Source organism: Saprospiraceae bacterium (assembly GCA_016717265.1).
Taxonomy (GTDB): domain Bacteria; phylum Bacteroidota; class Bacteroidia; order Chitinophagales; family Saprospiraceae; genus Vicinibacter.
Genome location: JADKFX010000001.1, coordinates 977,543 through 990,757, shown reverse-complemented (window position 1 = coordinate 990,757; position 13,215 = coordinate 977,543). Strand labels below are relative to the sequence as shown.

9 protein-coding genes are annotated in these 13,215 nt (G+C 32.2%); 6 read left to right on the top strand and 3 right to left on the bottom strand.

Going from position 1 to position 13,215, the window contains the following annotated elements; all coding sequences use genetic code 11:
- Positions 1-613: 613 nt before the first annotated feature.
- The 4 genes from galK to IPO86_03880 all read left to right on the top strand — a co-directional run bounded on the left by galK (position 614) and on the right by IPO86_03880 (position 5,735).
- Positions 614-1,786, top strand: a complete 1,173-nt coding sequence (gene galK / locus IPO86_03895; GenBank protein MBK9727242.1) for a galactokinase — start codon at positions 614-616, stop codon at positions 1,784-1,786.
- A 132-nt stretch (positions 1,787-1,918) separates the two neighbouring features.
- Positions 1,919-3,214: a hypothetical protein gene (locus tag IPO86_03890; protein ID MBK9727241.1), complete on the top strand. Its 1,296-nt coding sequence runs from the start codon at positions 1,919-1,921 to the stop codon at positions 3,212-3,214.
- Between the two features lie 18 nt (positions 3,215-3,232).
- The gene (gene lysA, locus IPO86_03885; protein ID MBK9727240.1) at positions 3,233-4,459 is read left to right on the top strand and encodes a diaminopimelate decarboxylase; all 1,227 of its coding nucleotides are present in this window, start codon (positions 3,233-3,235) and stop codon (positions 4,457-4,459) included.
- Between the two features lie 160 nt (positions 4,460-4,619).
- Complete coding sequence (locus IPO86_03880; GenBank protein MBK9727239.1) at positions 4,620-5,735, top strand: hypothetical protein; 1,116 nt, start codon at positions 4,620-4,622, stop codon at positions 5,733-5,735.
- Positions 5,736-5,824: 89 nt separating this feature from the next.
- Here the strand turns inward: IPO86_03880 and IPO86_03875 are convergent, their stop codons facing one another.
- The 3 genes from IPO86_03875 to IPO86_03865 are packed head-to-tail and all read right to left on the bottom strand — an operon-like array spanning position 5,825 to position 8,767.
- Complete coding sequence (locus IPO86_03875; GenBank protein MBK9727238.1) at positions 5,825-6,508, bottom strand: ABC transporter ATP-binding protein; 684 nt, start codon at positions 6,506-6,508, stop codon at positions 5,825-5,827.
- 1 nt (position 6,509) lies between these two features.
- The gene (locus IPO86_03870) at positions 6,510-7,769 is read right to left on the bottom strand and encodes an ABC transporter permease (protein ID MBK9727237.1); all 1,260 of its coding nucleotides are present in this window, start codon (positions 7,767-7,769) and stop codon (positions 6,510-6,512) included.
- Positions 7,766-8,767, bottom strand: coding sequence for an HlyD family efflux transporter periplasmic adaptor subunit (locus IPO86_03865; GenBank protein ID MBK9727236.1), 1,002 nt, complete (start codon positions 8,765-8,767; stop codon positions 7,766-7,768). The genes IPO86_03870 and IPO86_03865 overlap by 4 nt, the downstream gene beginning before the upstream one ends.
- A 382-nt stretch (positions 8,768-9,149) precedes the next feature.
- Between IPO86_03865 and IPO86_03860 the strand changes: the two genes are divergently transcribed.
- Positions 9,150-10,418 (top strand): divalent metal cation transporter, encoded by a 1,269-nt coding sequence (locus tag IPO86_03860; protein MBK9727235.1) that lies wholly within the window; start codon positions 9,150-9,152, stop codon positions 10,416-10,418.
- Between the two features lie 267 nt (positions 10,419-10,685).
- Positions 10,686-13,193, top strand: a complete 2,508-nt coding sequence (locus tag IPO86_03855; protein ID MBK9727234.1) for a cation-translocating P-type ATPase — start codon at positions 10,686-10,688, stop codon at positions 13,191-13,193.
- Positions 13,194-13,215: the final 22 nt, after the last annotated feature.

Here is a 13,215-nt window from a genome sequence, read left to right as displayed (position 1 = left end):
TATTAAACGAAGTGTAAATGTAATCCCGAATGTCTGAAAACACCAAATATTTTTAAAAAAAATTCATATTTCAAAATCATAACATATAAAAGAAACTAGCAAACTGCAATCTACATCCAGAAAAATAATATATAGAATTAAAATTAATGATAATCCAGAAGGCTAAAAACAATTTGCATAAACATCAAATGATATTTTAATTTAATTCAGGTCTTGTCCAAAAATAAAATTACACCATCAAAATCCCATTTGAACAGCTTACATCATTTCTGTTGCCAGACAAAAAAGAAAACCTGGATTCGTAAGTCGAAATCGAAAAATCAGAACTAATTTTGATTCATAATCACAAGAGCATATTTTTGCATAATGTTGATTGCCAGTCTTGGCTATTGAATTTAGTTAGTATGGTAAAATGAAATCGCCTATAGAAATAAGGAGCAAGCTAAAATGAAGGCGAGCAACAATGAAGAATGAATAAAATAAAAATGTTTGAATATGCGTTTAACAAAAATGTCAACCCTATAATTTAATAAAACAAGGTGTCCATTTTAGCGATAGCTGACCGGAAGCCGGATCTAAATTTACGCTTTCGCAACCTAATAAAAAACTGTATATGGAATTAAAGGAATTTCTAGATAAATTACCACAAGATTTTGAAAACGAAAAGACAATTTTTTACAAAGCACCTGGCAGAATTAATATCATTGGCGAACATACAGATTACAATGGGGGCTTATGCCTTCCAGCTGCAATTGATAAATCTATTTATTTTGCCTTGACCCCATCTTACGAAACGGAAATAATTTCATTAAATGAAGGGAACCACTATTTGCTAGGACAATCAAAATCACCCGTTGATTGGGCAATCTATTTTAAAGGTGTTTTAGATTTATTAAAAGAAAAAGCTTATCAATGGCCTTATTTTAAGCTTGCATTTGGAGGAAATCTGCCATCCGGTGCAGGACTCTCTTCTTCATCAGCGATAACCTGCGGTTTTATTTCTATCCTTAATGATTTTGCAGAATTAAATTTATCAAAAGACAAGCTAACCTCACTATCTGTTATTGCGGAAAAAGCTTCTGGATTAGATGGCGGTATGATGGATCAAATTACAATTCTCAATGCCAAAAAAAATCATGTTCTTTTAATAAATTGCGATACCTGGAGTATTCAATATATACAAATACCAGATTCTCAAACTTGTTGGTTGGTTGTGGATACAAAAATCAAGCACAAGCTGGTAGATACAGAATATAACGCACGATCAAAAGCCTGTGAAGAAATACGCATTATTGCAAGAAATTTATTTGGAGAAATCAAATCAATAAGCCAATTAAATAATTTTCAACAAATTGAAGTTTGCAAACATTTGTCATTGCAAAAACAACATTTTCTGAATTTTGTATTATCTGAAAATATTCGTGTAAAGTCAATGGTAGCAGCATTAAAAAATTCAGATTTTACCCAAGCAGGAAAATTACTATTTGAAGGTCATGATGGTCTTCGCAAATGGTATCTTGTCAGCTGTGATGAATTAGACTTCTTAATAAATTATGCTTCCCATAATAGTATGGCTTATGGCGCCCGAATGATGGGTGGTGGTTTTGGAGGAAGCACCTTACATTTAATTGAAAAATCGACAAAAGAAAAATATATAGTTGGTATTAAAAGTGCTTATAAAAATCGTTTTGGATTCGAACCAAATGTGTTTGAAGCCATTTTAGAGACGGGGGTACAGAAATTAAATAATAATTCAAAACAGGTACCATTGCCCATCCTTTTTTAAAATTTACCTTATGGTTTCACAGTTCTATTTAAAATAGAATAGGCATAATAATAGAATTCGAAAATTCCTTATTATTGAACAATGGACTATAATTTCCTGTTTGAATAATTAATTTATTACAATTCTAAACGAATGCAAAGATTTTTTACTTTAATTTGCTGTTTTACTTCTGTCATTTTATTTGCAAAGAAACCAACTGATGAATTTGTGCTTAAGAATTTTTTAGAAGAAGAATTTCCAGGAATTCTGATTCAACCTATGGATTCGAAAGATGGGTTTGTATTTAGCTGGGAATTAACAATTCAACAAGCTTTAGATCATTGGGATTCGAATGCTGTAAGTTTTCCACAAAAAATATTCTTGTACCACCGTGCATTTAAAAATCCAAATGTAATAGTTACAGAAGGATATGAAATCGCTGATAGGATATATGAAGCAAGCAGTATTTTAAATGCAAACCAATTTTCAATTGAATATCGATTTTTTGGAGATTCTCGTCCGGAAAAAATAAATTGGAGCTTATTAAATCATAAACAGGCACTGGAAGATTTACATAGCATTCGAACCAAACTTGCTAAAATTTATAAAAAAAATTGGATAGCAACTGGAATTTCAAAAGGAGGTACCACCGCTGCACTTTATAGTTTAACATACCCTAAAGATTTAAAAGCAACGATTGCTTATGTTGCACCCTTTGCATTAGAACAAGAAGATAAGCGGACTATAGAACACTATACTAAAAAGGTGGGCAGACTTGAGTGCCGACAAAAAGTCAGGGAATTTCAAAGAAATTTACTGAAACACAGAAATGAAATAAAATTATTGCTTATTGAATTAGAAAATCGAGATGGGGTAAAATTTGAAATTGATAAAGATAAAGTTATTGATTTTGCATCTATGGAATATCCATTTTCATTTTGGCAATGGGGTTTTGACTGTCAGGACATTCCAAGCAAGGATGCTAAAGCAGATGAACTATTTGACCATATAGAGGCTGTTGTTGATTTTAACTATTATGATAATGTATCCTATAAAAGATTCTTACCGGCTTATTATCAATTTATGACTGAATTTGGATACTACGGTTTTGATACCAGTGGAGTCAGTGATTTATTAATCTATCCACAACTTTCAAATCTGGAATTCGCTCCAAAGGATGCGGATTTGACCTTTCACGGTGAATATATTAATAAAATGCATGAAAAAGCGAGATCCCATAGCAATAACATGATTTATATCTATGGAGCCCAAGATCCATGGACATCTTGTGCTATTGAACTATCCAATAAATCAAATGCTCTCAAATTGGTTAAATATAATGGAGCACATCGGACCCGAATTAGAGATTTTTCAGAATCTGATAAACAATTAGTCTATAAATGCTTAAAAAAATGGACAAAACATAAAACAATTCCATTAGCTTATTAATATTGTGAAAAATTTAGAATGGAAATCAAAGAAGATCACTTTTTTATACAAGGTATCCCTGTAGAAGAACTCATAGAAACCTATCATACGCCTTTGTATGTCTATGATAGTAGTATCATTAAAAGACAAATAGATAGGCTAAAAAATGCATTTCATGTGCCGGAACTTGGTATTCATTTTGCTTGCAAAGCCCTTAATAATATAAATATTTTAAAGCTTATACGGCAATGGGGAGTAGGAATTGACACGGTTTCTGTACAGGAAATCTGGACCGGATTAAAGGCAGGTTTCAAAGCTTCAGAAATTATTTATACTCCAAATTGTGTGGCACCTGATGAAGTAGAAATGGCTATTCAATTAGGTGTACAGATCAATATTGACCATATTGAAACCTTAGAATACATAGGACATCACCATCCAAATGTGAAAATTGGAGTGAGAATCAATCCTCACGTAATGGCAGGTGGTCATGAAAAAATATCTGTAGGACACATTGATAGTAAATTTGGAATTTCTATTTACCAAATGCCTTTGGTATTGCGACTGGTGGAAACGCTAAAATTAAAAGTAAATGGCTTGCATATGCATACTGGATCAGACATTCTTGATGCGGGTGTATTTAACCTGGCCTCTGAGATCATGTATGACACCGCTAAAAAATTCCCAGATCTCGAATTTATAGATTTTGGAAGTGGCATAAAAGTACCTTATAAACTTGATGATGTAAGCACAGATGTTGAAGAACTAGGCCAGATCTTATCTGCATCTTTTAATCAATTCTGCAAAGACTATGGCAGAAAACTTAAACTCTATTTTGAACCCGGAAAATATCTCGTTTCAGAATGTGGCTTCTTTTTTGTAAAAACGAATATCATTAAACAAACGCCATCCACTGTTTTTGCTGGTGTAGATTCAGGTTTAAATCATTTAATAAGGCCCATGTTTTATGATGCTTACCACCATATAATCAATGTAAGTAAACCCGCTGGAAAGCCAAGAGTATATAATATCGTAGGTTACATCTGTGAAACAGACACCTTTGCTAGTAATCGCGTAGTTGCTGAAATTCATCCTGGTGATATCCTTTGCTTTAAAAATGCTGGTGCATATTGTTTCACAATGTCTTCTAATTATAATTCGCGTTTTAGACCTGCTGAAGTATTAATTCACGAAGGAAAACATTATCTCATTAGAGAACGAGAAACATTAGAAGATCTATTTAAAAATCAAGTTGAAGTGATTTAGCTTTTTTCCAAAAGAACTCCTTAAAATACGAGATTGTTCTGATTCAGAAAGTAATTTCTATGGATCCTTCTTAATCACTTTGAATAAGAAATTTTTATTTGCATAATAAATAATCAAGCTTTAATAAGTTCTTGGTATATTTGAAACAAATAATTTGAATATGAACTTTTCAATATTCTTTCGATTACTTTGTATTATCTCTTACTTTTTTGCTTGTGGTCAAAGTTCGAGTAAACAAGAAAAACCGGAACAGGAGAACAAAGTAAATTACAGTAGGCAAGAAACAAAAAATTCAAATTACTTAAAGTTAAATAAACATGAAATCCTAGATCGGGAGGGCACCGGTATGGTTGCTTTTACCTGTCTGATCCCTGAAGGATGGAATGTTAAAGATCAGCTCTATTGGGAATACAATGATGCAACACTGCCAATTCGGTATAAAGGTCTATTTGAAAATCCTCCACAAAATTTGCAGATAAATTCTTTTCCAGATGTTCGCGCCGTTTATAGTTCCGGACCTACAGGAACAAGTGGTTATCCACCACCAAGAGGAATCCTTCAGGGTCTTAAAGAGCTCGTGAAAAAAGAACGTGGAAATTTACAATTTAAAATTACCGAAGAAAAACGAATCCATCAATCACCATCTCAAAGTGGATACCAGCAAGGATCTGCTATTCAATCAAATTCGGAAAGTGGCTTCATTCGAATAGAATATCAAGAAAATAATCAAACTCTGGAGGAAGAGTTTTATGGTCAATTGGATATTTCCAATATGAGTTCACAAGGAATGGTAAACTTACAAAGTACGATTTGGGCAGCTAATAATTTATATAGTGTTAAAGCGCCAAAAGGGAAATTAGAAGCTTGTAGAAAAATTGCATTAACCATAAAAGCATCAAGTCGACCCACCCTTCAATTTTATAATAAATTTATACAGGTGACAAAAATTCTTTCTGATGTTGTATATCAACGAATTTATCAAGCTGGGCAAATTAGTAAAATTATTAGTCAAACGAATGATCAGATTTCGAAATCCATTTCCGACAGTTATTGGCAAACTCAAAAATCCAATGAGCGTGTTAATAATCAATTCAGTGATTATGTCCGTGGTGTAGATCGATATACAGATGGAAATCAAACACTCATTCAACTTCCTTCGGGATACCAAAATGCCTGGGTAAATGATCGAGGTGAATATATTCTAAGTGAATCTTCTTCCTTCAATCCAAATACGGAATTCAATGGAAATTGGAAAGCGCTTCAAAAAAATGAATAAAAATTATTAGAAAATAGAAAAGTTACATAAAACAAATATTAAGGTTCCACTTCTAAGGATACTATACAATCAAAACCACGAAACACCTTTTACGTTTCCTTAATTATACTTCCGTCCTCCATTTCTATAATCCGATTGGTTCTTTCAGCAAATTCTATGTCATGTGTAACAATCAATAGTGTTTGATTAAATTCTTCCGTTAATTGTTTGAAAATATTATAAACTATTTGACTATTACTTTTATCAAGATTACCCGTTGGTTCATCCCCCATTATAATTAAAGGATCATTAATCAGTGCTCTTGCAATTGCAACTCTTTGCTTTTCCCCTCCAGACAATTTACTTGCTTTTTGCAACGCGAGTTTTTCAATGCCTAATTGCTTTAGTCGATCAATGGCTCTGATTTCCACTTCTTCCTCCGTATACTTTCCAAGCTTAATTCCCGGTAACATCACATTTCGCAATACTGAAAACTCATTCAATAAATAATGAAATTGAAAAACAAAACCAATTTTTTCATTTCGAACCCGTGCCAATTCTTCCTCCTTTTTATGGACCATACATTGATTATCTATCCATAATTCACCTTCATAATCAGTGTCCATGGTAGAAAGTATATACAATAAGGTAGATTTTCCACAACCAGATTTTCCAACTATAGAAACAAACTCACCCCGATTAATTGAAAAATTGATATCTTTAAGTATCTCCACTTTTACTGGATCGTAAAAATATTTTCGAATTGCTTTCGCTTCCAGTATAATTTTATCCATATTATTTACCTCTAATTATAACGACTGGATCCACCATACTTGCTTTGCGGGCTGGAAAATAACCAGCGAGATAAGTAGTAATCAAAGAAAACACTAAACCAATCAAATAATATTTAATACTATAGTTTATTGGATAGGTAGAGATCGTAGGTAAGGAAGCCGTTTTAAAGGGAATCTGATCAATTCCTGTAGACAATAAAAACCCGAATAATAAACCCATTATACCACCAAAAAAACCAATACTCAAGGCTATGTATAAAAAAATATTCTTCACATCTTTTCCAGAAAATCCTGTCGCTTTTAAAATGGCTATCGATTCCATTTTTTCAAAAATCATCATATTCAAGATATTAAAAATACCAAATCCAGCTACAATTAACAAGGTGATTCCAACTGCATAGGAAATTATAGATCTCACTGTACTTCCTGTTTCAAATTGTGCATTTGCGGTTTGAATATCCTCCGCATCTGTATCAAACAATTTCTCATATTCCTTTGCTAAACCTATTGCTTCGTTTACATTGTGCAATTTAATTTGAATATCTGTTATATAATTCTTTGTTTTCCCGAGAACTTTTTGCGTTGTTGCAATGGATGCATAACTTTGGACTTTATCATATTCGGCGATTCCAGATTGGAAAAAACCAACGACCTTCAAAGAAAATCGCTCTCCTTGTGCTGTTGTTAATTGCACAACATCACCAAGATTCGCTAATAATTTATCTGCCAATCCTTTGCCCAATATAATACTGTTGGTAACGAATTCAATATCTTCGAAATGACCTTCCGTAACATAATCTAAAAAATGGAAAAGCTTGCTTTCCTGTACAACATCAATCCCCTGAATAACTCCTGTAATTTCAATATTACCATCATTAAAGAAAACAGGAGCGGAAATCTTTGGAGCGATTCCTAAAACACGTTTATCACTGTTTAAAGCCTGCATAATGGATTCACTATTGTAAATTTCTCTTCGACTTGATCTGGCCTTTATGGATTGAATAAAATTATATGAACTTTTAAATTCAGGTGATAAATTAATTGCTTGGTTTTGATTTGGCTTAATTTCATTAAACAATCTGATATGTGCAGTTCTATTTAAAATTAATCCATCTAAAAGATCATTAAGGCCAGTCATAAAACCTAATAATGTAATAAACATGGTAATGCTAAAAGTAACGCCAATTGCAGCAACCAAAGATTGTTTGAACCTGGCTAATAATAAAGACTTAGAGATGTCAATAATTAATTTTAAATTCATTTGCCTGGCTTGTTAATCACATCTGTTATTTTCAAACCATTAAGAATTTCTACTTTTTTATAATCCTTCAATCCTATTTCAAGCTGGATAAGTTTATTATCTGCATTTAAAACAAAAGAATCATTTATTAAATATTCTCTAGGAATTGTCATTGCATTTTCTTTCCATTGAATTACAATATTCGCTTCTACTGTTAAATTTGGAAATAACAATGGGGGTTTTTCAGTAAAACCTGCTTCCACTTTAAAAGACCTGGCTCGCTCATTCATTATTGAACTTATCTTCGTAATTCTTGCATTAAAGACCTGGCCTTTATAACTATCCAAATTCAAGATAAGCCTTTGGTTTAATTTAAGTTTTGTGATATCAAACTCATCTACTTCCAATTCCAGGATGAAATCATTTGCATCCCCAACGATGGCAACCGGACTAGCTTGGTTGATCAATTCTCCCCGCTCTCTAAGAATACTGTAAACTTTACCATCAGACTCACTTCGAAGTATAAAATCACTTTTTAATGAGGTACTTATCTTTAATGTGTTTTTAGCTTGTTGTGCCGCTATATCAAATTGTCTTTTTGATTCCTGATATCTTAAAACAGCTATTTGATAATTCGATTTTGCGTTTTTATAATTCAACTCGCGTTGTTCGAATTCTACCAAAGTTCCTATGTTTTGTGACCACAAAGTTTTTTGACGATACCAAAGAAGAGAATCGCTTTTCAATTTAATTTGAGCAAGTTCAATGTTCGATTTTAATTCATTTAACCGTTCCCCTTTCGTATTAAAGTTTGCTAAATCGGCAGATAATTTTGCATTTTCTGCATTTATATCAGAAGTAACATTCAAAATTTTTAAAATAGCTTCATTCTTCTTTAGGGTATCCCCTTCTTCTACAAATATTTGATCAATGATTCCTGAAACAGTAGAAAATACCTGGTATTGATTTTTACTTTTAACAATACCAGAAGCGTAAACGGATTCTGAAATATTTTCAATTATTGGGCTCGTACTTTCCTGTTTTGATTTACAATACGACAATACCAATGCCAAAATTAAATGGAATACAATAAATTGGATTAATTTATTAGAGTCTTTCTGAAACAACATTTCGAGCGCTAAAATTTAAAAGGAAGCAATATGCAATGTTAAGAAACAATCCAACTACGCTAAAGGTTTAAGTTTAATATACATAGCCAAATGCCATTCCCCAAATTAAACAGAATCTATTTTAAATTAAATACAAATTAAATTTCTTAAAATAAAGGATTAAGTAAATCCCGAATTTCAATTTAAATTTATGATATTTGACTCAAGAGATCCCTAAATTTAAAATTGCATTTCAAATTTAGCTTAAATTGTGCTATAATTCCTATAAAACATGACTTCCAAAAAAGTGAGTTCAAATAGACTTATCAAATTCTGGAAACTACTCGGACCCGGTTTAGTTACCGGTGCAAGTGATGATGATCCATCTGGAATTGCAACGTATTCTCAAGCTGGGGCCTCCTTTGGGCTCTCCACATTATGGACTGCTTTCATAGCATTTCCTTTAATGGCTTCCATACAACAAATGTGTGCAAGAATAGGATTAGTTACCTCACAAGGATTAACAGGTGCATTAAAAGCAAATTATCCTAGACCCGTTCTATATCTTATGGTATTGTTTAGTTTTCCAAGTATTATCTTAAATATTGGAGCTGATATCGCTGGCATGGGTGCTGTAGGAAATCTTTTGTTTCCAAAAATTGACGCAAGCTATTTTAGTGTCCTATTTACGATCCTGTTACTTGGCCTGATTATTTATTTACCATATCATAAAATTGCTTCAATTTTAAAATATCTATGTGTTGCATTACTAGTTTACCTTGTGGTTCCATTCTTATATAAACAAGATTGGATTTTAATATTAAAGTCTAGTTTTATTCCAACGTTTAAGTTTGATAAAGAATTTATTAGTGTGATTGTCGGTATTCTGGGTACTACAATTTCTCCATATTTATTTTTTTGGCAAGCCTCCATGGAAGTAGAAGAATCAAAACACAGAAAACACCATTTAATAGTAAACAAAAAAATAATTCACGATATTAATCAAGATGTCGATTTTGGAATGTCTTTTTCAGGAATCGTAATGTTCTTTATTATACTAACAACTGGTACTGTATTATTCAATAGTGGCATACATCAGATAGATACTGTTGAACAAGCTGCTATGGCATTAAAACCTTTAGCCGGTGATGCTGCATATTTATTATTTGCAATAGGAATTATTGGCACCGGATTAATTGCAATACCTGTTTTAAGTGGCTCCCTTTCCTATATTATAACAGAAACCTTTGGATGGGAACAAGGTCTCGATAAAAAATTTCATGAAGCCAGAGCTTTTTATATCATCATTGCAATTTCCTTATTATTAGGATTGTCTTTAAATTACATAGGCATTTCACCAATTAAAGCACTCATTTATTCTGCTATACTTTATGGCTTGACTGCACCCGTATTAATTGCCATAATACTGCATATTTCAAACAATAAAAAGGTAATGGGTAAATTCACAAATGGGAAAACTGCAAATATTCTAGGTTTCATAACAATGATTATCATGACAATTGCAGCAGGATTACTAATATATTTTGAATTGATAGATTAATTGCACTTTTAAATTTATCAGGATTTATTTTTATAACATTACAAACAAGTCAACAAGGAATAAAACGCAAGTAGCCTTTCTATAATTTATAGATATGAAACGATATGATTCCATTGAAACGATACCAGAGATTGAAAAATAGCATAACCCTAAAAAAACAAGACAAATAAAAAATAACAAATCAAAATACGAAAAACTGCGATTGCTTTAATTTAACAATAGCATTTACAAAATACAAAGTCAAAAGGATTCATACATCAGGAAATTATGGCAGAAAATAAATTCAATATATCCGGTTTAACAAGCGAACAAGTTAGTTTATCAAAAGAAAAATTCGGACAAAATAGATTAGATTTTAAAAAGGAAAATAGCTTTTTTATCGCTTTTAAGAATTTATTAAAAGAGCCCATGGTTATTTTGCTTTTGGTTTCTTCCACGATATATTTTATTAGTGGTAAATTCGGAGACGGAATATTTATGGTATCTGCAATTGTTTTAGTTTCTGCTATTTCATTATATCAGGATTCCAGAAGTAGAAATGCCCTTGAAAAACTGAAGTCCTTTACGCAAGCAAAATGTAAAGTAATTCGAGATGGGATTATTCAGGAAATAATCAGTGATGAAGTAGTTGTTGATGATTGTCTACTTGTTGAAGAAGGAAACTCGATTGCAGCAGATGGAATTATTATTCATTCAAATGATTTTTCTGTAAACGAATCATTACTCACCGGAGAATCCCTTTCTGTTTATAAAGATCAGGAAAAGGAAAATAATAGTATATACCGAGGAACAACTGTAGCAAGTGGTCTTGCAATTGTTAAAATAAATGCCATCGGCAGTGAAACCAAATTAGGAAAAATCGGAAAAAGTTTAGAAACGATCATAGAAGAAAAAACACCGCTCGAAACACAAATCAACAATTTCGTTAAAAAAATGGTGATAGCAGGTACGATTGTATTTAGTATCGTTTGGGTAATTAACTATTTACAAACATATTCAATTTTAGATAGCCTGTTAAAAGCATTGACACTTGCAATGAGCATTTTGCCTGAAGAAATTCCAGTTGCATTTACAACATTCATGGCACTAGGGTCATGGCGATTAATGAAAATGGGTATCGTGGTGAAGCAAATGAAAACAGTAGAAACACTTGGAAGTGCAACGGTTATATGTATAGATAAAACTGGGACGATTACGGAAAACAGAATGAGCCTGGTAAAGTTATATGTCCTGGATTCCAATAATATCATATCATCAGAAAAGATTGAAACAGATGCTGAAAAAGAGTTAATTCGTTTATCTATGTGGGCAAGTGAGCCCATACCATTTGATCCTATGGAAATTGCATTGCACAATGCGTATATAAAAATTACAGAAAAGGATGAGCGATCTAATTTTAAAATAATCCACGAATATCCATTAGAAGGACAACCCCCGATGATGACCCATTTTTTTGAAAATGAATCGGGACAACGCATCATAGCAGCAAAAGGTGCAACAGAAGCAATTCTGAATGTATGCAATATTTCAGAAACTGAAAAAGTTCAAATTGAAACTGCTATTGAAACCCTGGCTCAAGAGGGTTATAGACTATTAGGGGTAGCCGAAACTCAATTTGAAGGAAACGAATTCAAACAGAAACAACAAGAGTATACTTTCAATTTTAAAGGAATTGTTGCATTTTATGATCCTCCTAAAAAACATATACAGGATGTTTTTGAACAATTTTATAAGGCTGGAATTGAACTCAAAATTGTAACCGGGGATAATGCCACTACAACGCATGCTATTGCTAAAGAAGTCGGCTTCAAAGGATATGAAAAAAGTATTAGCGGAGATGAACTCATGAAACTAAACGATGAAGCATTAAATCAAAAAGTGAAAGAGATCAATGTCTTTACACGAATGTTTCCAGATGCTAAATTAAAAATTATAAATGCGTTTAAATCAAACCATGAAATTGTAGCAATGACTGGTGATGGTGTAAATGATGGTCCTGCACTCAAAGCTTCACATATTGGGATAGCTATGGGTAAAAAAGGAACTGAAATAGCAAAACAAACGGCATCTCTTATTCTTTTAGAAGATGATTTATCAAAAATGGTAGATGCAGTAGCTATGGGTAGAAAAATCTATACAAATCTTAAAAAGGCAATTCAATATATAATTTCAATTCACATACCAATCGTACTTACGGTTTTCATACCCTTGATTTTAGGTTGGATATATCCCAATATTTTTTCTCCGGTTCATATTATATTTTTAGAATTAATTATGGGGCCTACCTGTTCTATTATTTATGAAAACGAACCTATGGAAAAAAATACTATGTTATTAAAACCAAGGCCATTTACAACCACTTTTTTTAACTGGAAAGAATTGACAACAAGTATACTACAAGGTTTGGCCATTACAATAGGAACATTAAGCGTATATCAATATGCAAGTTCTCATGGACTTAATGAAACCATTACACGAACGATGGTATTTACCACCCTGATCTCTGCAAATATTATACTTACGCTCGTTAACAGGTCCTTTTATTATTCAATCCTGACAACTTTAAAATATAAGAACCGCCTTGTCTTAGTTATTATTAGTATCACTTTAATGATTCTTGCCTTATTGCTTTTCGTAAAACCTTTAACTCGATTTTTTCAGTTTGAATCATTATCTCCATTTCAATTGATGCTTTCCCTTGGAATTGGTTATATATCTGTCATTTGGTTTGAAATTGTAAAATGGATAAAACGTCATAAAGCCTCGATGTCCTAATACTTTCAACTCGCTCATGAAA

Coding starts and splice junctions, on each gene's coding strand:
- IPO86_03860 (MBK9727235.1), top strand. CDS start 9,150: ATGACTTCCAAAAAAGTGAGTTCAAATAGACTTATCAAATTCTGGAAA.
- galK (MBK9727242.1), top strand. CDS start 614: ATGGAATTAAAGGAATTTCTAGATAAATTACCACAAGATTTTGAAAAC.
- IPO86_03880 (MBK9727239.1), top strand. CDS start 4,620: ATGAACTTTTCAATATTCTTTCGATTACTTTGTATTATCTCTTACTTT.
- IPO86_03875 (MBK9727238.1), bottom strand. CDS start 6,508: ATGGATAAAATTATACTGGAAGCGAAAGCAATTCGAAAATATTTTTAC.
- IPO86_03890 (MBK9727241.1), top strand. CDS start 1,919: ATGCAAAGATTTTTTACTTTAATTTGCTGTTTTACTTCTGTCATTTTA.
- lysA (MBK9727240.1), top strand. CDS start 3,233: ATGGAAATCAAAGAAGATCACTTTTTTATACAAGGTATCCCTGTAGAA.
- IPO86_03855 (MBK9727234.1), top strand. CDS start 10,686: ATGGCAGAAAATAAATTCAATATATCCGGTTTAACAAGCGAACAAGTT.
- IPO86_03870 (MBK9727237.1), bottom strand. CDS start 7,769: ATGAATTTAAAATTAATTATTGACATCTCTAAGTCTTTATTATTAGCC.